This is a genomic window from Hankyongella ginsenosidimutans, from assembly GCF_005144965.1.
Lineage (GTDB): Bacteria > Pseudomonadota > Alphaproteobacteria > Sphingomonadales > Sphingomonadaceae > Hankyongella > Hankyongella ginsenosidimutans.
Genome location: NZ_CP039704.1, coordinates 429,326 through 451,618, shown reverse-complemented (window position 1 = coordinate 451,618; position 22,293 = coordinate 429,326). Strand labels below are relative to the sequence as shown.

At 64.6% G+C, this 22,293-nt stretch carries 23 protein-coding genes and 5 pseudogenes; 13 read left to right on the top strand and 15 right to left on the bottom strand.

Features of this window, described 5'->3' with window-relative positions; genetic code table 11:
- Positions 1 to 55: 55 nt before the first annotated feature.
- From E6W36_RS02635 to E6W36_RS02595, 10 genes and pseudogenes are all read left to right on the top strand, one after another.
- The gene (locus E6W36_RS02635; protein WP_222873659.1) at positions 56 to 1,075 is read left to right on the top strand and encodes a hypothetical protein; all 1,020 of its coding nucleotides are present in this window, start codon (positions 56 to 58) and stop codon (positions 1,073 to 1,075) included.
- Complete coding sequence (locus E6W36_RS17520) at positions 993 to 2,282, top strand: glycosyltransferase family protein (RefSeq protein ID WP_246048051.1); 1,290 nt, start codon at positions 993 to 995, stop codon at positions 2,280 to 2,282. The genes E6W36_RS02635 and E6W36_RS17520 overlap by 83 nt, the downstream gene beginning before the upstream one ends.
- Positions 2,231 to 2,761 (top strand): glycosyltransferase, encoded by a 531-nt coding sequence (locus E6W36_RS17515; RefSeq protein WP_246048050.1) that lies wholly within the window; start codon positions 2,231 to 2,233, stop codon positions 2,759 to 2,761. The genes E6W36_RS17520 and E6W36_RS17515 overlap by 52 nt, the downstream gene beginning before the upstream one ends.
- A 149-nt stretch (positions 2,762 to 2,910) precedes the next feature.
- The gene (locus E6W36_RS02620) at positions 2,911 to 3,504 is read left to right on the top strand and encodes a glutathione S-transferase N-terminal domain-containing protein (RefSeq protein ID WP_222873657.1); all 594 of its coding nucleotides are present in this window, start codon (positions 2,911 to 2,913) and stop codon (positions 3,502 to 3,504) included.
- Positions 3,450 to 3,971 (top strand): hypothetical protein, encoded by a 522-nt coding sequence (locus tag E6W36_RS02615; RefSeq protein WP_222873656.1) that lies wholly within the window; start codon positions 3,450 to 3,452, stop codon positions 3,969 to 3,971. Before E6W36_RS02620 ends, E6W36_RS02615 begins: the two co-directional genes overlap by 55 nt.
- A gap of 91 nt (positions 3,972 to 4,062) precedes the next feature.
- On the top strand, positions 4,063 to 5,118 hold the full coding sequence (locus tag E6W36_RS02610) for an amidohydrolase family protein (RefSeq protein ID WP_246048048.1): 1,056 nt from the start codon (positions 4,063 to 4,065) through the stop codon (positions 5,116 to 5,118).
- A complete protein-coding gene (locus tag E6W36_RS02605; protein ID WP_342776767.1) occupies positions 5,037 to 5,984 on the top strand; it encodes a molybdopterin-dependent oxidoreductase in 948 nt (315 codons plus the stop codon). The genes E6W36_RS02610 and E6W36_RS02605 overlap by 82 nt, the downstream gene beginning before the upstream one ends.
- 50 nt (positions 5,985 to 6,034) lie before the next feature.
- Positions 6,035 to 7,237: pseudogene (locus tag E6W36_RS22860) on the top strand (M13 family metallopeptidase); the annotation flags it as partial.
- Positions 7,229 to 8,066 (top strand): annotated as a pseudogene (locus E6W36_RS22855) (M13-type metalloendopeptidase). The pseudogenes E6W36_RS22860 and E6W36_RS22855, both read left to right, overlap by 9 nt.
- A gap of 263 nt (positions 8,067 to 8,329) precedes the next feature.
- Positions 8,330 to 8,692, top strand: coding sequence for a hypothetical protein (locus E6W36_RS02595; RefSeq protein ID WP_222873655.1), 363 nt, complete (start codon positions 8,330 to 8,332; stop codon positions 8,690 to 8,692).
- Positions 8,693 to 9,240: 548 nt separating this feature from the next.
- Here E6W36_RS02595 and E6W36_RS22850 read toward each other — a convergent pair.
- Entirely contained in the window at positions 9,241 to 9,459 is a 219-nt protein-coding gene (locus E6W36_RS22850; protein WP_222873654.1) for a hypothetical protein, read from the bottom strand.
- A gap of 172 nt (positions 9,460 to 9,631) precedes the next feature.
- Here E6W36_RS22850 and E6W36_RS02585 point away from each other — a divergent pair, with 172 nt between their 5' ends.
- Positions 9,632 to 10,219, top strand: coding sequence for an NYN domain-containing protein (locus tag E6W36_RS02585; RefSeq protein ID WP_222873653.1), 588 nt, complete (start codon positions 9,632 to 9,634; stop codon positions 10,217 to 10,219).
- 542 nt (positions 10,220 to 10,761) lie between these two features.
- Positions 10,762 to 10,941, top strand: coding sequence for a hypothetical protein (locus tag E6W36_RS02580; protein WP_222873652.1), 180 nt, complete (start codon positions 10,762 to 10,764; stop codon positions 10,939 to 10,941).
- On the opposite strand, the gene E6W36_RS02575 is transcribed toward E6W36_RS02580, so the two are convergent.
- The 11 genes and pseudogenes from E6W36_RS02575 to E6W36_RS02545 all read right to left on the bottom strand — a co-directional run bounded on the left by E6W36_RS02575 (position 10,938) and on the right by E6W36_RS02545 (position 20,138).
- A complete protein-coding gene (locus E6W36_RS02575) occupies positions 10,938 to 11,711 on the bottom strand; it encodes a S1 family peptidase (protein WP_222873651.1) in 774 nt (257 codons plus the stop codon). The two genes, E6W36_RS02580 and E6W36_RS02575, sit on opposite strands and share 4 nt — an antisense overlap.
- On the bottom strand, positions 11,708 to 12,403 hold the full coding sequence (locus E6W36_RS21560; RefSeq protein WP_342776910.1) for an asparagine synthase-related protein: 696 nt from the start codon (positions 12,401 to 12,403) through the stop codon (positions 11,708 to 11,710). Before E6W36_RS21560 ends, E6W36_RS02575 begins: the two co-directional genes overlap by 4 nt.
- Positions 12,404 to 12,411: 8 nt before the next feature.
- Positions 12,412 to 13,632: pseudogene (asnB, locus tag E6W36_RS21555) on the bottom strand (asparagine synthase (glutamine-hydrolyzing)); the annotation flags it as partial.
- 1 nt (position 13,633) lies between these two features.
- Complete coding sequence (locus E6W36_RS22845) at positions 13,634 to 13,894, bottom strand: exosortase C-terminal domain/associated protein EpsI (RefSeq protein ID WP_425459760.1); 261 nt, start codon at positions 13,892 to 13,894, stop codon at positions 13,634 to 13,636.
- A 97-nt stretch (positions 13,895 to 13,991) separates the two neighbouring features.
- Positions 13,992 to 16,469 (bottom strand): annotated as a pseudogene (gene xrtA, locus E6W36_RS02565) (exosortase A); the annotation flags it as partial.
- 102 nt (positions 16,470 to 16,571) lie between these two features.
- Positions 16,572 to 16,802, bottom strand: coding sequence for a GNAT family N-acetyltransferase (locus E6W36_RS02560; protein ID WP_246048408.1), 231 nt, complete (start codon positions 16,800 to 16,802; stop codon positions 16,572 to 16,574).
- The gene (locus E6W36_RS17480) at positions 16,751 to 17,317 is read right to left on the bottom strand and encodes a GNAT family protein (protein WP_246048041.1); all 567 of its coding nucleotides are present in this window, start codon (positions 17,315 to 17,317) and stop codon (positions 16,751 to 16,753) included. The genes E6W36_RS02560 and E6W36_RS17480 overlap by 52 nt, the downstream gene beginning before the upstream one ends.
- A 194-nt stretch (positions 17,318 to 17,511) precedes the next feature.
- Positions 17,512 to 18,359: pseudogene (locus E6W36_RS02555) on the bottom strand (XrtA system polysaccharide deacetylase).
- The gene (locus tag E6W36_RS22840; RefSeq protein ID WP_425459672.1) at positions 18,356 to 18,889 is read right to left on the bottom strand and encodes a hypothetical protein; all 534 of its coding nucleotides are present in this window, start codon (positions 18,887 to 18,889) and stop codon (positions 18,356 to 18,358) included. The pseudogene E6W36_RS02555 and the gene E6W36_RS22840 overlap by 4 nt, the downstream one beginning before the upstream one ends.
- A complete protein-coding gene (locus E6W36_RS22835; RefSeq protein WP_425459671.1) occupies positions 18,886 to 19,464 on the bottom strand; it encodes an AAA family ATPase in 579 nt (192 codons plus the stop codon). The genes E6W36_RS22840 and E6W36_RS22835 overlap by 4 nt, the downstream gene beginning before the upstream one ends.
- A 245-nt stretch (positions 19,465 to 19,709) precedes the next feature.
- Positions 19,710 to 20,138 carry an outer membrane beta-barrel protein gene (locus E6W36_RS02545; protein WP_222873648.1) on the bottom strand — a complete coding sequence of 143 codons (429 nt, stop codon included), beginning with the start codon at positions 20,136 to 20,138 and terminating at the stop codon, positions 19,710 to 19,712.
- Positions 20,139 to 20,142: 4 nt separating this feature from the next.
- Between E6W36_RS02545 and E6W36_RS02540 the strand changes: the two genes are divergently transcribed.
- Entirely contained in the window at positions 20,143 to 21,039 is an 897-nt protein-coding gene (locus E6W36_RS02540) for a hypothetical protein (RefSeq protein ID WP_222873647.1), read from the top strand.
- On the opposite strand, the gene E6W36_RS02535 is transcribed toward E6W36_RS02540, so the two are convergent.
- From E6W36_RS02535 to E6W36_RS02525, 3 genes are all read right to left on the bottom strand, one after another.
- Positions 21,036 to 21,362 (bottom strand): hypothetical protein, encoded by a 327-nt coding sequence (locus E6W36_RS02535; protein WP_222873646.1) that lies wholly within the window; start codon positions 21,360 to 21,362, stop codon positions 21,036 to 21,038. The genes E6W36_RS02540 and E6W36_RS02535 overlap by 4 nt on opposite strands.
- A gap of 113 nt (positions 21,363 to 21,475) precedes the next feature.
- Entirely contained in the window at positions 21,476 to 22,060 is a 585-nt protein-coding gene (locus tag E6W36_RS02530; RefSeq protein WP_222873645.1) for a P-loop NTPase family protein, read from the bottom strand.
- Positions 21,994 to 22,293: a hypothetical protein gene (locus E6W36_RS02525; protein ID WP_222873644.1), complete on the bottom strand. Its 300-nt coding sequence runs from the start codon at positions 22,291 to 22,293 to the stop codon at positions 21,994 to 21,996. The genes E6W36_RS02530 and E6W36_RS02525 overlap by 67 nt, the downstream gene beginning before the upstream one ends.

Sequence of the window (22,293 nt, the reverse complement as noted above, 5' to 3'; positions counted from 1 at the left end):
AACCGCTGTTAACCGAGACTTGTCGCTGGCCTCTCCAGCGCAAATCGAATAAGGCGTGCGCGCCTGCGGCATGATCGCCCGGCAAGGTACAGAGGCGGGCGTGGACGGGCTCAAGCGCATCAATCAGGGCATGTTTGCCAAGATTCTCGAGATGATTGCCCGGGTGTCCGAGCGCATCATCTTCGTGCCCGTGTTCGCCTATCTGATGACGGACGTCGCCTTCCAGGACTGGGCGGTGCTCATCTCGATCAACACCTTTCTGGCGGTATTCGATTTCGGCATGCGGCAGGTGTTCGGCAACCACCTGCGCGACATGTGGGTGAAGGGCGAACTGCAGGCGCAGCAAAGCTATTTCAAGGCGGTGGTGCTGCTGTACGGCTCGATCGCGGTCGTCCTCACCCTGGTCAGCGCGCTGGCGAGCTATGTGTTCGGCATCCACCGGCTGTTTCACTTCGAGGTCGTGCCGCTCGCCGACCAGCCACACCTGATGTTCCTGACCCTGATGTTCGGCGTGGTGACCTTCGTGCGCGCCGGCATCCTTGAAATCTATCGCGCCAACGACCAGTACCCGCGCTTCATCAACTTCAACACCATCCTGTGGTGGCCGCGCTTTATCATCACCATCCTGGCGATCGTGATCTGGCGGGACATCCTGATCGGCTGGAGCGTGTTCTTCGCCTGCCTGATCGTGCTCGGGATCGGCCTGCCGCTCTGGGATGTCCGCAAAACCCAGCCGCATCTGTGGCTGGGGTTCGGCAAGGCGAAGGCCAGCTTTCATGCCGCGCCGCGTGAATGCTTCTACCTGTGGATCGGCGATCTGGCGCGTCTGTTCGCGCTGCAGGGGCCGACGCTGCTCATCAACGCCATGGTGAAGGATGGCGCAGTGGTGCTGGCGTTCCTTCTCAACCGCAACCTTGTGACGACCCTGCGCGAGTTCGGCATGCAGTTCGCCCTCAATTACGGCATCGAGCTCGGCCGGACCACGGCAGCCGGTGATACCCGCCAGCAGAACGCCATCATCCTGTCGTCCGGCATCGTCCTCGGCTTCGGGCTGGGGCAGCACTCGGCGCGTTGACCGTCGCGGGGATGAATTCCTGAACCTGCTGAGCAAGGGCGGCAACATTTTCGATATCAGGCTGTTCCTGATGATGGCGGTCAGCGGTGTCGCCGTCGGTATCACCCACGTCTATGTCAGCTGGCTGACCTATGCGCACAAGAACGCCTCCATCTTTGCGCTGCGCGGCGTCCACGGGCTGGTGACGCTGGTCGGCTGCATCGCGTTGATCATCCCGTTCCAGGGCTATGGCGCCGGCGTCGTGCTGGGCCTGGCCGACATGTTCATCCTGGCGATCGGCGGCGTCTGGGTCGCGCGGCGCGCCTTCGTGTTTCCGGTCTGGCCTGCGCTAGGTGTCACGATTGCGGCCGTTCTAAGCGGTGCTCTGATCGCTGGCTCCGCCGCCTGGGCCGGGCAGGCGCTGGTGGCGCAGTTCGGGCTGCACGGGCGCACGCACGATCTGGCAGCGCTTGCGGCGAACGCCATCGTGCTCGGCGTGGTCGCCCTGCCGATTTTCCTGAAGCGCAAGCGCATCCTCAAGGCGCTGCGCACGCGCATCCGCGCCATCCTTGACGCCGCCGAACCTGCCGGAGACCCCTATGACCCTGCGCGTCGCCATCATCCACTACTGGCTGTTCCACATGCGCGGCGGCGAGAAGGTGCTGGAGGCGCTGTGCGAGATGTTCCCGCAGGCGGACATCTTCACCCATGTGCTGGACCGGGAAAAACTCTCCCCGTCATCCAGAAACACCGGATCGAGACGACGTTCATCAGCCGCATGCCGATGGCGCGCAAGCTCTACCAGAAATACCTGCCGTTCATGCCGCGTGCGCTCGAGGAGCTGGACCTCAATGCCTACGACCTGGTGATCTCCAGCGAGGCAGGGCCGGCCAAGGGCGTCATCGCCCGGCCGGATGCGCTGCACATCTGCTACACCCACTCGCCGATGCGCTATCTCTGGGACCAGTATCACATCTACTTCCAGCGCGCGGGCGGCTTCACGAAGCTGGTGATGCCGCACCTGGTGCACGAGCTGCGCAAGTGGGACGTGACGTCGGCGGCCCGCGTCGACGCGTTCGCCGCCAACTCGAACCATGTCGCCAAGCGCATCCGCAAATACTGGCGGCGCGAGTCGACGGTGGTGTTTCCCCGGTCGCCGTCGACAGCTTCGGCCCGGTGCCAGCCAGCGAGCGTGCGCCGTTCTTCCTGTGGGCGGGCGAGCTGGTGAGCTACAAGCGGCCGGACCTCGCGGTCGAGGCCTTCAACCGGCTCGGCCTGCCGTTCGTCGTGATCGGCGATGGTCCGGAGCGCAAGCCGCTGGAAGCAATCGCCAGGCCCAACATCACGTTCCTCGGCAAGGTGCCGTTCGATGTGCTGAAATCCCACTACGCCCGCTGCCAGGCGCTGGTGTTCCCGGGTGAGGAGGATTTCGGCATCATCCCGGTCGAGGTGATGGCGTCCGGCCGCCCGGTCATTGCGTACGAGCGCGGCGGCGCGCTGGATACGGTTGTGCCGGGAGTCTCCGGCCAGTTCTTCCAGGACGCAAGTGTCGAAGGTCTGATCGCCGCCATCGAGCAGTTCACGCGCACCGCTGGCGACTTCGAACCGCAAGCCGCCATGACCCACGCGCGGCAGTTCGCGCCGGAACGCTTCAAGGACGGCATGCGCGCGCTGATCGCCGCAAACGGTGTGGACATCGGCGGCTGAGCTGCGCAGTCTTCCCAAGAAGTGGGTCATTTTGAGAATACCGCTCGTGGTGAGCCTGGACGAACCACGAGCCGCTCAACCCTTCGTCCAGCTCAGGGTGAGCGGCATATTCTCAAAATGACCCACTTCCCAAAAATGGGAGGAACAGCATGCAGCCGATCAAACTTTATGGCGGCCACGTCTCGTTATACACGGCAAAGGCGCGCGCTTTCCTGCTCAACAAGCGGCTGCCGTTTGACGAAATCCAGGCGACCCGCAGCGTCTACAAGGACATCGTCATTCCCAAAACCGGCGTGCGCTACGTGCCGGTTGTCGAACTGCCGGACGGTCGCTTCGTTCAGGATACGTCGGAAATCATCGACGCGCTCGATCCGCTTTCGCCGCTGAACCCTGCCTACCCGGAATCGCCCGGCCAGCGCCTGGCGGCCCTGCTGATGGAATGCGTCGCCGACGAGTGGCTGCTGCTGCCCGCCATGCTGTTCCGCTGGACCCGCAACCGCGACTGGGCGGTCAAGCAGTTCGGCATGTTCAGCGGGCCTGAACTCAGCGTCGCGCAGCAGCATGAAATCGGCGAGAAGCTGTGCCAGCCGTTCGCTGGCGCGCTGCCACTGCTCGGGGTCACCCGGAGACGACACCCGCCATCGATGCCCTGTACGAGGACTTCCTGCGCCTCTTCGCGGACCATCTCTTGCAGCATCGCTATGTTCTCGGCGGGCGGCCGACGCTTGCAGACCATGCGCTGATGGGCCCGCTCTATGGCCACCTGTATCGCGATCCGCGCTCGGGCGAGCACATGTACACGGTCGCGCCGCGCGTCGCCGACTGGGTCGAGCGCATGAACTTTCCGCCGGCGACGTTTGGCGACCTGGCTGCGGACGATATCGTGCCGGAAGGCGTTGTCGCCATGCTGGCGCTGCTCTGGCGCGACTATGCGGGCGTCGTCGCCGGCACGCTTGACGCCAACGCCGCCTGGATCGCCGCGCACCCGGGCGAGGAACTGCCGCGCGCCATCGGCCAGCAGCCGTTCACGATCGGGCAGGCGACCGGCACACGCATGATCTTCCCTACACCCAGTGGATGTGGCAGCGCGTTGCCGACTGCTGGCAAAGCTTCACGCGCGCGCAGCAAGCAGCGGTGCAGCCGCTTGTCGAAGGCCTGGGCATCGCCGAGTTGCTGGCAAAGCCGCTCGCCGTGCGGGTGGAGCGGGTGAACAACAAGCTCATGCCGGCCTGAGCGGCAAGACTCGACAACATTGTTGCGCGAGTCTAGCGTGCGGCCATGAAAAGATCGCACTTGCCGCCATGCTGGGGCTGCTGTCCGCCCCGGTCTTCGCTCAGTCCGTAACGCTGGTTTACGCGGGCACCCTCATCGCCCGCGCCGACAAGCCGCCGCTATCGCAAGCGACGATCACCATCACCGATGGCAAGATCACCGCGGTGGCGCGTGGTTTTACAGCGCCGCCCGCAGGCGCGACCGTCATCGACCTCAAGACCCGGACCGTCCTGCCCGGCCTGATCGATTGCCATGTCCACTTGTCGTCCGACCGGGCCGGGGTGGAGGGGCAGCTCGCCGAAGTCACCGATAACCCGGCCTTGACCGCGCACGAGGCGGCGTGGAACGCGCGCAAGACCTTGAACGCCGGCTTCACCACAGTGCGCAACCTCGGCGACGGCGACGGTGTGACATTGGGCCTGCGCGACGCCATCGCGCGCGGCTGGGCGGTCGGCCCGCGCATCGTCGACGCCGGCGTGCCGATCTCGACCACGGCCGGACACATGGACAACACGCTGGGTTTTCGCGACGACCTGCATGAAGCGCTCGGTGCGCACGGCAATGTCTGCGACGGCGCAGACGCCTGCCGCAAGGCGGTGCGCAGCCAGATCGCGCGTGGCGTCGACGTCATCAAGATGGCGACGACCGGCGGCGTCAACAGCCGCATCGGCGCCGGTTTGGGGCAGCAGATGTTCGAGGACGAGGCGCGCGCCATCGTCGAGACTGCGCATCTTTACGGCAAGAAGGTTGCGGTTCATGCCCATGGGGCGGACGGCATCATGCTGGCGCTGAAGGTCGGCGCGGACTCGATCGAGCATGGCACCCTGCTGGACGACGATGGGCTGAAGCTGTTCGCGAAGTCCGGCGCCTATTACGTGCCGACGCTCTCGACCGTGAACGGCTACAAGGAGCGGCTGGCCGCCAACCCCAATGCCTACGCCCCGGACGTGCGCGCCAAGATCGAGTGGCGCATCGGCATCACCGGCAAAAGCCTGGAAAAGCCGTGCCGGCCGGCGTTAAGATTGCCTACGGCACCGATGCCGGGGTCTCGAAGCATGGCCGCAACGCTGACGAATTCGAGCTGATGGTCGAACATGGCATGACGCCGCAGAGCGCACTTGCCGCGGCCACTCTCAACGCCGCAGACCTGCTGGGCTTGAAAGGGCAGGTGGGCGAAGTGTCGCCGGGTGCCTACGCCGATCTGATCGCCGTATCCGGAGACCCGCTTGCCGATGTGCGTGTTCTGAAACGTGTGGATTTCGTCATGAAGGGTGGCGACGTGGTCAAGCGGGGCAGCCGTGAGCAGCGAAGGAATCAGGACAAGCTGATCGCCGCCAAGGAGGCCTGGGCGCGCGATGGCCGCCTGCTCACCGGCCGCACTTCCCGCCCGGAGGAAGAGCGCCTGCCGCCAGGCCAGCGTCTGGTGACCAACTGGCCGGTGCTTGATCTTGGCATGCAGCCGCATGTCGCGCGCGAGGAATGGCGGCTGACGATCGACGGGCTGGTCGAGAACCCGGTGACCTGGGACTGGGCGGAATTTTCAGCCCTGCCGCCGTTCGAAGATGTGTCCGACATCCACTGCGTCACCGCCTGGTCGCGCTACGACAACCGCTGGCAGGGTGTTGCAGTGCGCGACGTGCTGGCGGCGGTCCGGCCAAAGCCGGAGGCAACGCACGTCATGTTCCATGGCTACGACGGCTACACGACGAATGTGGCACTGGCGCTGTTTGCAGATGCCGACTGCCTGCTCGCCCACAGCCACGACGGCGCGCCGCTCACCCGCGAGCATGGCGGGCCGGTGCGGGTGGTCATCCCGAAATATTATTTCTGGAAGTCGGCCAAATGGCTGAAACGGATCGAGTTCATGGCCGCCGACAAGCCGGGGTTCTGGGAAGTGCGCGGCTATCACATGGTTGGCGAGCCATGGGCCGAGGAGCGCTATAGCGTTTGAACGACGATAACAGCGCCGGGCAGAACCGGCAGGATAAAGGGAGACTAGACATGCGGACGTTCCTGAAAATCGCGCTTGCCGGCGTCGCGCTCGGCGCGCTCAGCCTGCCGGCGCTGGCGCAGACGGCGGGCAAGCCGGAGCTGGGCAGCTTCGGCGTCGACCTCAGCGGTCGCGACCTGAGCGTGAAGCCGGGCGACGACTTCAACCTCTACGCCAACGGCGTCTGGATGAAGAACACCAAAATCCCCGACGATCGCGCAAGCTATGGGGCCTTCGTCGCCCTGCGGGAGAAGTCCGAAAAGAACGTCCGCGCGATCATCGAGGAACTGGCGGCCAAGCCGGATGCGCAGACCGGGGATGCCCGCAAGGTCGGCACCTTTATGCCGCCTTCATGGATGAAGCGCGCATCGAGCAGCTCGGCATGACGCCGCTGGCGGCTGACTTCGCCGAAGTCGATGCAGTGAAAACCCAGGCCGATCTCGTCGCCCTGCTGGGCCGCTGGGAGCGCCAGGGGTTGCCGACGCCGTTCGGGTTCTTCATCAACCAGGACGAAAAGAAGCCGGACCAGTATGCCGTCTATCTGGGCCAGGGCGGTATCGGCCTGCCGGACCGGGATTATTATCTCGAAGACAAGTTCAAGGACGCGCGCGAAATACAAAGCCTACATTGCGACCGTCCTGACCCAGGCCGGGTTCGACAAGCCGCAGGAACGCAGCCAGGCGATCTTCGCGCTCGAGGACAAGATTGCCCGTGTCCACTGGAGCCGGGTCGAGAGCCGTGACGCTGACAAGACCTACAACCCCTGGCCGACAGCGGAGTTCGCGACCCGCGCGCCGGGAGTTGACTGGGTGCGCTATTTCACCAATGCCGGGATCGAGAAGCAGCCGCAGTTGATCGTCGCGCAGCCCAGCGCCATCACCGGGATGGCGAAGATCTTCGCCGAGACCCCGGTCGCGACCTGGCAGGATTGGCTGCGCTTCCAACTGGTACGCGCAGCAGCACCCGTGCTGCCGAAGGAGACAGTGCAGGCGAATTTCGATTTCTACGGCAAGGAACTGACCGGCGCGCCGCAACTGCGCGACCGCTGGAAGCGTGGCGTCCAATTGACGGAAGGTGCCCTGGGCGAGGCGATCGGCGCGGTCTACGTCCAGCGCCACTTCCCGCCGGAAGCCAAGGCGCAGATGGACCAACTGGTGGCCAATGTGATCGAGGCTTACCGCACGCGTATCGCCGAACTGACCTGGATGGGCCCGGAGACCAAGAAGCGCGCCCTGCTGAAGCTCTCGACCTTCCGGCCGAAGATCGGCTATCCGGTCAAATGGCGCGATTATTCCGGCCTGGAGATCGCCCCTGGCGACGCTTATGGCAACTGGAAGCGCGCCAATGCGTTCGAAGTCGCCTATTACCTCAACAAGCTCGGCAAGCCGGTCGACCGCGACGAGTGGTTCATGACACCGCAGACGGTCAACGCCTACTATAACCCGCCGATGAACGAGATCGTGTTCCCGGCCGCGATCCTGCAGCCGCCGTTCTTCGATCCGAACGCAGACCCGGCGGTGAACTACGGCGGCATCGGCGCGGTGATCGGGCACGAAATCGGCCATGGCTTCGACGATCAAGGCTCGAAGTACGACGAGACTGGGCGTCTTGCCAACTGGTGGACCGACCAGGACCGTACCGAATTCAAGAAGCGCACCGATGCTCTGTCCGCGCAATACTCGTCCTTCGAGCCGCTGCCGGGCCTGCATGTGAACGGCGACCTGACGCTGGGCGAGAATATCGGCGACCTGGGCGGCATGGAGAACGCCTACACCGCATACAAGGCCTCGCTGGGCGGCAAGCCTGCCCCGGTCATCGACGGCGAACGGCGACCAGCGCTTCTTCCTCGGCTGGGCGCAGGTCTGGCGGTCGCTGATCCGTGATCCGGCGCTCAAGCAGCAACTGACCGTCGACCCGCACTCGCCGGGTTCTGTGCGCGCCAAGGGGCCGATGCGCAACCTTGACGCCTGGTACGCCGCCTTCGGCGTGCAGTCGGGCGACAAGGCATATGTGGCGCCGGAGCAGCGCGTGCGCATCTGGTGACGCAGCCGTCCGGCTGGACCGGAACGGATCGTCTACTGCTCGGGGTGGCGCTTTGCGCCACCCTGTTGCGTTCGCCTATCCCTTTTCGCGCACCCGCTGGATTTCCTGTTCTCTGACCCGCTGCGGCACTGGCAGAACGCCGAGCGCTTCTTTGCCCCAGACCTCATGAGCGCGATGGACCCGCCAGTCTATCAGCTCTGGCTCCGCGGGGTCAGGGCGCTGGCAGGTGCGGAAAATCGCGGCGGCTTGTCCGCCCTGCAGGGTTGCTGTGCGCCGTGACGCCCTGGGGCTATGCTGCCGCCCTGCGTGAGGCGGGAACGCGCCAGCGCTGGACACTGGTTGCACTGGTCGTGCTCGCGCTGCACCCGTCGCTGTGGGCGATTTATCGCTTCTTCATGATCGAAACGCTGCTGCTGCCGCTGACAGGTTTGGCCCTGTGGGCAAGTGTCGCGGCCTGGCGTCGCGCGCATGGGGGCTTTTCCTGCTGGCGGTCCTCCTCTGGACCTTGGCCGTTCTCATCAAGTCGACGGTTGCTCCGGCAGCACTGGTCAGCCTGGCGTTCGCCTGGTGGCGGCTGCCTGCCCGTATTCCGGCGGCGATACTGGCAGCCGCACTCGCCGCACTGATGGTCGTGCCTGCAGGGTTGCGCACACAAGCCACCCTCGGCAGTTTCGAGCCGACAGGATCGCCATGGATTTCAAGGCTCTATCATGTCAGCGATACGCGCATGATCCGCTTCTCCTGGGGTAATCGCGCGCATTACGATTTCGCTTCGCCAGCGATGTTCGACCCGGTTTTGCACCATTTTCGGACTGGACACCCGCGGACTCGCGGCAGAATTTTGCCGCATCCTTTCGTTTCGATCCGGCCCTGCGGCTGCTCGACGTCAGGGCGGCGATCGCCCACGATACGCGTACCCCGGAACGACAGGCGATGATGGCGCTGGAGAATGCCGCGGTGTTGCTGTTCGGCCATTCCTGGCCGGACAATAACCCGGACCGGCTGGAGGATCGCCTAACCATGGCGCTACGCTGGCTGTGAAGCCGGCGATAGTGGCGCTTGCCGCAGGCGCTGCGGCGCAGTTCCGACGGTCGCGTGCTGACCCCATCGTCGTCGCGGCCACCGCCATGACATTGGCGCTGCTGCTTCAGCCAGTGTTCACGGTCGAAGGGCGCTATCGCAAGCCCTTGGAGCCTTTCGTGATTCTAGGTCTGGTTCGCCTCGCCGGCACCCGGCCCCGCACGCGCGATCCGCAGAATGACGATCTCCCCGCCTCTGATTCGTCTTTGTCGAGCGCCCAGCCATTGGCCTCGCAAAGGGCGCGAATTTCCGATTCGGCGATTGGGTCCGTTGCAAGCACCTGGAAATTGTGCGTATTCTGATGCTCGCGCATGTGCTTCATCACCCGGAGGACGGGAGTGGGCAGCGCAGTCCGCGTGTGTCTATGGTAACAGCATTCGTCATTCGTCGCGCGTCGTAAATATTCATTTCATTTCTGTGACAGGCCTGCTAACGATTGCTGGCCTTGCCAATGCTCTATAGCAAACACTCTTCTTGGGGTCTTGATGAAACGCGTTATTATCCAAATCGACGGTGGGCATCTGCGCGCGCATTCGCGTCGGGATGGCGTCGACTATACTGTAGATTTTATTGAGGATTTTGCACACACACTTGTGCGCAAAACCGAAGAACTCGTACGTGTGATCTATTATGATTGCCGCCCGTTCCAAGGTGAAACACCTTTGCCCGTATCTGGCGAGACCTCGATCTTCAAGTCTGGCGGAGGCTGGCTCGATGAACTGGCGTCGCGCGATTACTTTGTTGTCCGTACAGGCGTTTTGAAATTTCGCGGCTGGAAGCCGAAACAATTGCCGTTGCCAAGCAATGGCTTGTCCGATCAGGATTTTCGTCCTGACTTCGAGCAGAAGGGCCTTGATCTACGTCTTGGCCTCGATATGGCGAAGATTGTCGAAACGCAGTCCTGCGATCGCCTGATCCTGGTGTCCGCCGATACGGACCTGATTCCCGCCATGCAGATTGTGCGGCAGAGCGCGATCCAGATTATCGGCGTGGATTTCCCCAACAGCCCGCTGCACGGGAGATTCTTGCGAATTTCGACCTCGTGCGCGAAGTCGTATGGCCGGACCCGGTAGACCCGGATCAAGCGAACTAGACCCTTGGTAGTATCTCGGTTTGAAACCTCCGCTCGTGGTGAGCTTGACGAACCACGAGCCGCTCTCCTTCGTCCAGCTCAGGGTGAGCGGGGAGGTTTCAAACTGAGATACTACCAGAGCCTTCTTAGCGCCTTTTGTCCGTTTTGATTGCCTCACCAAAAGTGATCCAATCAAAAACGGGAAGGGTCTATGGCCTGATCGGCGCTGGTGGTGCCGGTCTTTGGTGAACACGGCATGAACGGTTGGCGCCGGTTCGTCGGGCATTTTACAATCAAATTAATTCGACGCCCTGCTGTCCCATTTTGACACGTTGAAATGGCAGCACTTTTCTATCTGTCGTCTTTGGCATATTAATTGCAGTAAACTGTTAAAGTTATGTTGCAATCCGAAGCCGGGTCCTGAGGCGCTGCGTAGAGCAGGCTGCTTCGATATCCGGCCGGTCCAAAGGGACGGGGATCATGAAACCGGCGGAACAATCTGGCCGTTTGTCGATGCGCAATTCCATTCTGATCTGGGTCGCTGTGCTTACGATCGGCTGGGGCTGTGCCGTCGTGTTGTTCTATCAACTGATCCGTGGCGATGAGCCGACGGCGACCGCACTGACCGCCCAGGCTACGCCCGAAGAACTCTCGCGAATCGAGACGGCGGCGGGTGGCGGCACGGCGCAGCAGAAGAACGGCAAGCAGCAGGAAAATCGCTAAGCAGGCACGCTGGCCAGCGCCGCCAGATCGCGAATGAACGCCGACGGCACCGCATAGGAAATGCCGCTGGGGTCGGAGATGACCCGCTCTTTCGTCGACTTGATGAGCGTGGCGTTGAGCACGCCGATCACCACGCCGGTATCGGCAAGGTACAGTGGGCTGCCGCTGTGGCCGGGATAGGCGGTCAGATCGAGCTGGTAGATCGAAAAGCGTGGGGTGCGCAGCAAGTTTGCGTCGAGAAAGCGGGAGTTCGGTTGCGGGCTGATGTTCGGCGTCTGCGCCGACACGATGCCGGTCTGGGTCGCCGGTACCAGCCCCAAGACGGCGCCAAGCGGGAAGCCGGTGATGGCGACGGCTGTGCCGTCATCGACCATAGACGTCTCGGGCCAGAGTGCGACCGGGGTCACGGGCGGGCCGGAGAGTCGCAGCAGCGCCAGATCGTGGGCTGGAGAAATCTTGACGATCTGCAGCTCCCGCCGCTCGGGCTCCAGGCTCTGCGGCAGCAGCGCGCCGAGTTGCTGGGGCGGTTGATCCGGTGTGCGCTGGATCACATGGTAGTTGGTGATGATGTGCCGCCCGTCACCGATGGCGAACCCGGTGCCGGCAAGGCGCTGCGAGATCGCGGCCGCTGGGGCGAAGGTGGTGATGCCGACCAGCGAGCGCTTGATCTTCGCGACCGACTCGGGGAGCGCAGCAGAGGCGGGCTTGGTGCCAAGCAATCCGAACGCGGCAGCGCCGGTAAGCCAGGTCCGGCGGCTGAGCACGGTCACTTGCCGTCCGTCGTCAGCTGCGATTGCGTCTCGCCCAAAAGGTGGGCCAGCGCGCGGTCGAGCATGAACAGTTGCCAGAGCATGCGGCTGTGGTCGCGCAGGCCTCGCTGGTGCTCGTCGATGCAGGTGCGCACGAATCCGGCGTCGAACCAGCCTGTCGAGAGCGCCAGCGACTTCTGGCCGAGCTGCTGGAGCGCCCCGGCAAGCGGCCCGCGGAACCACTGCGCGATCGGCACGACAAAGCCCATTTTGGGCCGGAACAGGATGTCTTCCGGCAGCTTGTCGCGCAGGCCCTGCTTGAACAGCCATTTGCCCTGGCCGTCACGGATCTTGTGGCGCGGTGCCAATCCCGCCGCCCACTCGATCAGCTTGTGGTCGAGCAGGGGTTCGCGCGCTTCAAGGCTTACCGCCATGCTGGCGCGGTCGACCTTGGTCAGAATATCGCCGGGCAGCCAGATCTTGATGTCGGCATACTGCGCGCGCGCCAGCGCGTTGTCGGTGGGGCTGCCGTCATGGCGGCGCGGTACAGTTCGTTCGCGCGATAGCCCTGCAAGGCCGTGCGAAACGAGGGGCTGAAGAGCTTCTCGCGCACGTCGTCGCGCACAACGGCGACGGCGTTGAAATAGGCATCCGCTGTCGACATCGCGAGCGCCTGAAAGGTCGCCTTGCCGCGCAGGGGCCGGGGTGCCCAGTCGAGCTTGGGATAGACCTGCCCAAGCCAGCCGAACAGGCCGCGCCGCACCCAGCCGGGGATCATGCCGCGTACCTGCTCTTCGCCCATGTACAGGCGGTAGCGGCGGTAACCCGCCAGCACTTCGTCCGCACCGTCGCCGGACAAGGCGACCGTCACCGTCTCGCGCGCCAGCTCGCACACCCGGTACATCGGCAGGGCGGAGGCATCCGCGAACGGCTCGTCATACGCGGCGGCCAGCCGGTCGATGAGGTGGAAATCGTCCGCCGCCACGACGCGCGTACTGTGACGGGTGCCATAGCGGTTGGCGACGCGCTGGGCGTAGGCGGTTTCATCCAGTGCTTCGTGATCGAACCCGATCGAGCAGGTGTTGACCGGGCTCGACGACAGCTCGGCCATCGCCGCAACCACGGCACTTGAGTCGACGCCGCCGGACAGGAAAGCACCAAGCGGCACGTCCGCGATCATGCGCAGCGCGACCGCTTCGCGCACGCGGGCCATCAGTTCGCTGGCGAGGTCTGAATCGCTGCCGGTGTGGCGCGTGTGAAAGTCGGGTGTCCAGTAAGGCTTGGGCGCAGGGATCGGCTGGTTGCGCCGGATCGTCAGGCTGTGGCCCGCCGGCAGTTTCTTGACGCCGCGCAGAATGCAGCGCGAGTCCGGCACATACCCCAGCGCGAAATATTCCTCGATGGCGGCAAGATCGATCTCGCGGCCGATGCCGGGGTGCGCCATCAGGCTCTTGAGTTCCGATCCGAACAGCACCATGCCATTGGGCAGGATGGCATAATGCAGCGGCTTCACGCCCAGCCGGTCGCGCGCGAGGAACAGGGTCTCGGTGCGGCTGTCGTAAAGCGCGATCGAGAACATGCCGCGGAAATGATGCAGGCAGGCCTCACCCCATTCCGCCCACGCATGGAGGATCACTTCGGTATCGCTATGGGTGCTGAAGCTGTAGCCGCAGTCCTCCAGCAGCGCGCGGGTCTCCTGGAAATTGTAGATTTCGCCGTTGAACACCACCGAGATATGGCCGTCCGCAGTATGCATCGGCTGGGTGCCGCCGGCCAGGTCGATGATCGCGAGCCGCCGGTGCCCAAGGCCGACGCCGGGCACGGTCCACAGGCCGTCGCCGTCCGGGCCCCGGTGCTGCTGGCTGTCGTTCATGGCGCGCAGCAGCGCCGCATCGATCGGGCGGTGACCGGAGCTGTCGAAAATGCCGGTAATGCCGCACATGTCAGCGGGTCTCCTGTCCCAGAAGGGCGGGAAGGCGTTCGGATACCGGCCCGAATGCCTGCATGAATTCGTCCATGTCGGGCGTGACCGGCTGGGTGCGGTCGAAGCGCTCGGCCGAGACGATCAGGCTTGCCGAGAGCAGCGGTCCGCCGAACAGCTTGGCCTTCAGGCTTTCCAGCTTGGCGGCGTAATCGTTGGTCACGATGCGGCCATTGACATAGTACCATTGCCAGACGTCGCGCGTTCCGTACGCCGAGTTCATCTGGAACGCCTTCGGGACGACCGGCTGGCGCTGCGTGTGGGGTCGTCGAGGTTCTGTGCCCAGGTCCAGATTTCGGACGGCGCCACGGCACCTGACCGTAGCCGATGATTTCCGCCTTGTCGTGCTGACGGTTGTAGGCACCGAGGTAGATACTGACGACCTTGCCGTCCCTGTAGTAGGTGGCGGCCGCTTCGGCGTCGTTGTCGACATAGTTCGGCTTCCACGGCGCGCCCGGCGTGTTGGTCGCCGCCCAGCCGGCTGGCGGATCGATGATAATCTGCGCAACCTGCACCTCAGGCGTGCGGCTGCTGACGAACTGGCTGTAGCCATACCCCAGACCCGCCGCAGCCAGCCCGAGTACAGTGGCGAGCAGCGCCGGCTGCAGGCCCGTGCCGGCCGGCGGTGCCCACTGCAGGCGGGCGGGGTCGAACGTCGGGTCGTCGACCCAGCGATCGGCAAAGGTGCGGCCGATCAGCAGCAGGATCACCATCACGATCGAGAAGAACACCCAGCCGTAGACGATGTGGTCGACGCCGACCGCATATTGCATGTCCGTTTTGTGCGCGATGTAGATGATGCTGAACGCACGGAAGCCGTTGGCGATGATCGGCACGACGATCGCCAGCACCAGAAACAGGCCGCGCCGCCACCAGGTCTTGAAGAACAGATTGGCGCACAGGGTGCCCAGCGCGAACATGGCGATGAGGAAGCGAACGCCGGAGCAGGCCTCCGCCACCTCGAAATGATTGTTCAGCACGGAAATGAACACGCCGTCGCGCACCGCCGGCAGCTTCACCACATGCAGCATCCACATGCAGAAGTCGGCGGTGAACTCCTGCATTGCCGGCACGATCTGCTCGCCGACGGGGATGAGAAAGGACAGGTAGAACACTGGAAACAGCATCGCCAAGGTCGCCCGCCAGCCGAACACCAGCAGCACGGAGGCCTGGATCATGCCGACCAGGGCGGCCTGGCGCACCACATCCAGCGAGGCGATTTCCCCGAGCATCCACAGCAGGCCACCCAGCACCAGGAAGACCGCGCCGGCGTAGGAGGGGCGGGTGCGACGTGCGCGAGTTCGTTGCGTCGCTGCCAGACCAGCCAGGCGACGATCGGGACGATGAGGAGGCAGTGGCCGAACGTGTCCGTGTTCCACCAGATGACGGCCATATCGTGCGCGTCCTGCCAGAACAGCCCGATGAGGCCGAGCACCAGCAGCCCGAAGGCGATGCCGTGGCTCCGCCAGCGTGCATTCCAACGCGGCAGGCCGGAATCGGCGGGCACAGACGATGCGGCGTCGGCCGTTGCGGCCAGCGTGGCGCCATTCGCGTTCATGAGTGCGCTTCCTCCGGACAGGCGTCGATCTCGGTCGTTTCGGTTTCAGGCAGCCCGAGCATCGGGTCAAGCGCCGCCAGCGCCGTATCCCAGTCGTAACGCTCGAGAATGACGGCGCGCGCTGCCGCGCCATCGCCTGCCGGCGGACGGGATCCTGCATCAGCGCCAGGATAGCGTCCGCGGTCTGGTCGGCGCTCTCCGCGACCTGCAGTGCAGCGCCATTTGTCGCCTCGATCCCCTCAAAGGCTTCCGGGGTGCAGACCACCGGCCTGGCCATGGCCATCGCTTCCAGCACCTTGTTCTGGATGCCGCGGGCGATCCGCAGCGGTGCGACGGCGATATCGGCGGCCTCCAGATAGGGCCGGACGTCCGGCACGCGGCCCGTCACGTGCACGCCCGACTTGCCGCCCAGCGCCTGAACGGCCGGCGTGGGCTTGGAGCCGACGATAGTGAAGCTGGCTTCCGGCATGGCGGCCCGAACCTTGGGAAACACGGCGTCAACGAACCAGGTAACGGCATCGACGTTCGCCCAATAGTCCATGGCGCCGGTGAAGACGAGCCGCGGTGCGCCGGGCAGCGCTGCCGGCGCGACCAGACCCGGCGCGAAATACGCGTGGTCGACCCCGTTCGAGAGGCCGCGCGTGTCATGCGCTGCCGATCCCGCCTCACGCCGGAAGGTAAGCGCCTCCGCCTCGGAGACGAACAGCGAATGGTCGACGCGGGCTGCGACCGTGCGTTCGAGGTCGAACAGCTTTTCCGCCTCGCGCTTGTAGACCAGAGACATCGGCCAGCGCTTGGCGGCGGCGTACTGCCGCCACTTGTCGGAGTCCATGTCCACGAAATCCATGACGACACGGCGCCCTGTCCCATGGTCTGCCGCATAAGGCGCCATGGCGGAACTGTAGAGGAAGATCGCCTCGATCGGGTAATGGCGGATCGTCTCGTTGACCCACTCCTGCATCTGCGGGTCGTGATACATCGCCTGCGTGATCGACTGGCCGCCAAGGATCGCCGGCAGGCCGCGCAGCAGCGCCCGGTTGCGCTCCAGCGGCAGCATGCGCAGGCTCTCGCAGCGCATCATCAGGGCGTCGGCGTGCGCGAAGTCGTCCGGATCGTCGACGAAACAGCCCAGATGCACTCGCGCGCGGCTGGAGATATGGCACAGCATGTTGAACGAGCGGATCTTGTCGCCCTTGTCCGGCGGGAACGGAATGCGGTGCGCAAGAAACAGGACGTGCATCAGCCCAGGCTCCGCGCCAGCAGCGGCCCGGCGATGTTGGCGATCTCCAGCGGCAGGCGGGACCACATCTGCACGAAACGCTGATACTTGGGGAGTTGGGGTTCATATCCGGCATGTGCGCGCCGGGTGCCAGATGGAACTCATAGGCCAGCGGTTCCGGGGTGACTCCCAGTTGACCTTGAAGTCATAGGAGCCGGTGCCGACCTTGCTGCGCCCCATATCGAACAGCTTGAGCCCGCGCGTACGCGCCGCTTCCAGCACCGACCAGAACAGGAAATCGTTCACTGCCCACTCGCGACCCTCGCGGGTACCGCCGAAATAGAAGAAGTGCAGCTCGTCCCGGAAGACCAGGGACAGGCCGCCGGCATGGACATCCTGATCCTGAACACCAGGTGCAGCACGCACGCGTCGCCGAACTGCTGCTTCAGTGCGGCAAACCAGCGCTTCGGAAACACCGGGGTGCCGAGATTGCGGACCGACTCCGCATAGGACAGCCAGACCCGGTCGACACGGCTGACTTCCTCGACGCGCAGATCGGCGGCCTGGCCCTTGCGCACCATGGCGCGGCGCTTGCGCGGCAGGGACAGCATGTTGACTTCCGAGTCCGGGTCGACCGGTTTGCGGAAGGTCGCATAGACATCGGTCTTGCCCGGCCAGTCCGGGCGCAGGCGGCTGCGGTTGCGGTATTCCAGCGCGTCTGCTCCGCAGGACGACTGGATATCGACGGCCTCCGCGTCAAGCGCGGCATGAGTCTCGGGATCATCGGCCAGCGGGCCGCCGTAGACGGCGAACGCAGTCGAGATCAGGCGCTTGCCGAACAGCAGCGAATTGATGAGCGTAAGCGGCAACAGGCCGACGATCGTGTCCCCCCCGCTCCGCATACAGCATCCACACCCGGTGGCCGTAAGCGTCGGCAACGGCCCGCGACCAGGCGGTCAGGTGGAAGACGGTCGCCTCCGGGTGGGCGCGCACGGCGGCGTCCCAGCGCGCGCAGCCGGCGCGGTCGTCGAGGTCGAGATGCCGGATGCGCAGGCGCGCCGGATCAGCCAGCGACATGAGAGACACCAAGCACGCGGTCCACGCGGTCCCAGGCGAAATCGTCGAGCGCATGCTCCAGCTTGCCGGCCATGGCACCAAGGTTCGTGTAGTGCCGCAGGCGCGACTTCCACGGGCGCCCGGCACGCGCGGCTGCGCCGGATCGACTTCCCACGGGTGGAAGTAGAGCACGGCCGGCTGCTGCGCCTCCACGTTCACCTTGCGGATCGCCCAGCGCGACAGCGCATATGGGAACAGGCGGAAGAAGCCGCCGCCGCAGGCCAGCCGCTTGCCGGCGAGGTCAACGGTCGTCACCGGAAATTCGATCATGTCCGAACCGGCGACAGGGGTATGGACGAAGCGCGGCGCCTCCGGCCAGCCATAATGGTCGTGCGCCAGCGGCGCGACCGAGGATGAGTAGCGATAACCGCTCTCCGCCAGCACATCGAGCGCCCAGCGGTTGGCCTTGCCGATCGAGAAGCTCGGCGCCCGGTAGCCGATGACGGAGACGCCGGCGACATCCTCGAGGATTTTTTCGAGCGGTCGAGGTCGGCGCGGAACTGCTCCGGGGTAAAGCTGTGTACCCGGTCGTGCGCATAGCCGTGCGAGGCCAACTCATGCCCGTCGGCGACGATGCGCCGGATCAGTTCCGGATGGCGCTCGGCGACCCAGCCCAGGGTGAAGAAGGTCGCTTTGACGTTCTTGCGGGCGAACAGGTCCAGCACCGCCCCGGTATTTTGCGCGACACGGCGGCCAACGCTCCCAGCTATCGCGCGCGATGCAGGTCTCGAACGCGCCAACCTGGAAATACTCCTCCACGTCGACCGACAGGGCATTGACGACGGCGCGGCTCATGGCTGCGTATCCTCTGTCGGCGGCGTCTGCGCATCGTCGTCCACCCAATCGTTCAGGATGCGCACGATCTGGCGGATCGAGCGGTCGTGCGACCGCACATAGCGCTCGAGGATGTCCAGCCGGCGCATCAGGTCCGGGTCCGGCAGGCCGGGCTCGGCCAGCATGCGGTCGCGCTGCACCTTCGGCGGCACGCGGGCGTGCATGGGCCCGATGCTGGAATAGGCGGTATCCGCATCGAGGGTGTGTTTCGGCCCGGTGGTCGGCGTGTTGTCCTGGCGCAGGTCGTCGATCACCTGCCGCACCAGGGTGGCGTCGATGACGTGGGTTTCCTCCAGCGCGCCGAACAGCAGGATGCGCGAGCACAGATTGTTCAGGCGACGCGGCACGCCGCCCGAATAATCGTACATCAGCTTGAAGGCATCGTCCGTGAACATCGGATCGTTCTGCCAGCCGCACAGCGACAGCCGGTGCAGGACATATTCCGGCAGCTCTTCCTCCTGCATCGGCTCCAGATGGTGCGTGGCGATCACGCGCTGGCGCAATTGCTCAAGCTCGGGGAGAGCGCCAGCTTGTCACGGAATTCCGGCTGGCCGAGCAGGAAGGTCTGGAGCAGGGCCTTGTTGCCGTCCTGGAAGTTGGAGAGCATGCGCAGTTCTTCCAGCGCCGAGACCGGCAGGTTCTGCGCCTCGTCGATCGTCAGCAGCACGCGCCGCCCGGCAGCATGGTGCGCGCGCAGGAACTGCTCGATCCGGCGCAGGATCTCGGCCTTGTCGCAGTCCTCGACCTTCAGGCCGAAGGCGGTCGCGACCATGCGCAGCGTGCTGTCCGCATCCAGTTGCGTGGTCACCACGTTGGCCACCACATATTCGCTGCCTTCGATAGCATCGAACAGGTGGCCGACCAGGGTGGTCTTGCCGGCGCCGACATCGCCGGTGATGATGATGAAGCCCTCGCCCTGGTTCAGGCCATAGGTCAGGTACGCCATGGCTTTGCGGTGCGTGCGGGTGTCGTAATAGAAGCGCGGATCAGGTGTGAGCTGAAACGGGCGGCCGGTGAGATTATAGAATTCGGTGTACATGATCCGTCTCGCCGTCCTTGCGCTCATCAGGGCGCGGACAGGCGTTTACCCTATCCGCATTGTCGTTGCCAGCGCGCTCCCATCCAGCGGCTTTGTGCACCGGAGCCTGATCGGTTGAGGCGGAAAGCATGTTTGCTTCAACCGATAACGTGAACCAGGCTCTTTTCCATGAATGAGACCATGTTTCACGTTTCAGATCCGTTCAATCTGACACGATCAAGGTCTATGCCTCTCAGAAGGTTGATATTTTCCTTCCCGCTCGGCGTTTTCGCCTAAAAGCGTGCAGTAGCGCCGACCGAAACCGAGAAATCGTTGCTGTCGAACCCGGTGTTGAAGTTGCTGGTGCGCTGCGAGCCGTAGACCCGGCTGAACAGGTTTACGTAGCGCCCAAGGCTGTAGGTGTAGCTGACGCTGCCGCCGTAGAAATTGTCGTTGCGGCCTTCGGACAGCTGGAACCGCAGCGCCGAATAGAACAGGTCCAGGCTGACGCTGCTCTTGCGGCCGATCTTGTAGCTGTTGGTGAGAAATGCCCCGACCGAGCGGTCCCGGTCGCCGATGTTGGTCGGCTCGAGAGCGTCCGGCACGCCGGGCAGCGGCACGAAGGAGAGCAGGTCGCGCGTCTGGAAGAACAGCGACAGGTTGCCTGTGAACTTGCGCCGGTCGTAGGTGACGCCGAGCGAGCCGGAGCGCAGGCGGAACACGGAGTTGTTGACGGCCGAAGCTTGCCGTCGGAAAGCCGTTGATCAGCCCCGGCACCGGGAAGATGCCGCCGAGGAACAGGCCGGACACCCGGTTTCGGCTGACGATGAACGTCTCCGGGATGCCGTTGACGTTCTGGGTCAGCAGGCGGCCGAACGTGTCGACGGACTGGTTGTAGCTGCCGACCAGAGTGAGGCCCGGGCGCGGCTGGTAATTCAGCGCCACCGACCAGATAAGGTCGCCGAAGCGCCGACCGCCGCGGACCACGAGATTGGTGCGCTGGTTCGGGTTCAGGCGCAGGCCGACATCCCAGGTCACACCCTGCTGGTCAAAGACCACGGTGCGGCCGGCGCTGGGGTCGACGATGAAATCGCCGTTATTGTCGAAGACCGGCTGGCCTTGCTGGTCGGTCAGCGGCGTGTCGCGGTCGTCGAAGGTGCTCTCCCACCCCGCCGAGCCGAGCAGGCTGATCTTGCGGGTGAGCGCATATTCAAGGTCGAAGTTGCCGGAGTATATTTCCGTCTGCTCGCTCAGCACCTTTATGTTTTCGCGCGCGTAGCGGCCGCTCAGCGTCCAGGTGAGGTTCGAACTGCTGGGCAGGCTGGCCAGCGAGACATTGACCCCATGCGACTTGCTGTCGGCCACGGCACCCAGCGAGAGGTCTCCGTCGAAGCCCGCGCCGCCGGCCGCGAACGGATCGGTGATGTCATTGATGTCGGTGTAGGCGAATTCGTAGCTCGCGGTGAACCGTGCCAGATTGCCGAGCGGACGCGAAACCGTCGGCCGCACAAAGACGTTGAACACATCCGAGAGGTTCTGCCCGTCCTGCTCAGGGTTGAGCGACAGCGGGCCGCGCAGGTCGCGGATCAGCCGGGTCGCGACGGCACCCGTGTCGAGGCTTAGGAAATCCTCGATGATGCTTGCGTTCGCCCGCGCGACCAGATTGTGGCGGTTCTTGTCGACGACGCGGGTGCCGATGCCGATCCGCCGCTCGTAATTGTAGGTGATGCCGCCGGTGACGCGCCGGGAGTTGAAGCTGATGTCGGCGCCGGCGAGATGGTGGTGATGAAGCCGTTTTCCGAGCTGACGCCGTCGGACCAGCTTTCCCGCACCTCAAGCTGCGGGTGAAACTCGATCTTCGCCAGCGCTGGGCCGCCGCAGCCGAGTCCGACTGCGAGCGCCAAGGCCGCGGTTTGCGCGCCGATCCGGTGTTTCATATGGCCCATGCCCCCGTCATCGGTCGATTATGTGCCATAGCCGTAATAGGCGCCGAAGCGGCGGCCGGCCGTCGAGAATCGGGTCTTGTTCAACAGCAGGCTGACGTTCTTGCACCCGGAGATCATGGCCAGGCCTTCGCGCAGCTGCGGCTCGCGCGTGCTCTCGGCCTCCACCACGAACAGCACCTGGCCGACATGCAGCGCCAGCACGGAGGCGGCGGACGACGCCAGCGCCGGCGGCGGTCGAAGATCACCACGCGGTCGCGATAGCGCTGGGCGATTTCCTCGATCATGGCGCCCATGCGTTCCGAGGCCAACAGTTCCGTCGTCAGGTGGTGCTGGCGTCCGGCCGGCAGCACCGCCAGATTTTCGATGTTGGTGCGGATCAGACAGTCCGCAAGGTCGAGCGAGGGGTCGACGATCACGTCCACAAGGCCCTTGCCGCCTTCCAGACCCAGGGTCGAGAGGATTTCCGGCTTGGCGAAATCCGCGTCGACCAGCAGCACAGTCAGGTCGCGCTCGGATGCAATCGACAGCGCCAGGTTGATCGCGCAGAAGGTCTTGCCCTCGTTCGGCTGCGCGGAGCAGACCAGAATGAGATTGCCGTTCTTGATCGCGTTCTCGCCGCGCGCAAATGCATTCAACAGCAGCTGGCGCTTGACGATGCGGAACTCTTCCGCGGTCTGGGTGGCCGGCGAATCCGGCACGACAAAGCCGGTTTCGCGCAGGAAATCAGGTCCACTTCGCCGCGACGGCTGAGCTTGGCGCTGCGCACGCTGGTGCCGCGCGCCGGCATCTCGACCGCCTCGCTGCGGGTCACCTTGGCGCGCAGGGCGTCGCGCGCGGCAGGCTTGTTCTGATTGGCGCTCAGCTTGCGGGCGGCACGTTCGAGCAACGAGATGTTCTCGTCGTCGCCGGGCTGGGTGCTGTCGTCACTCAT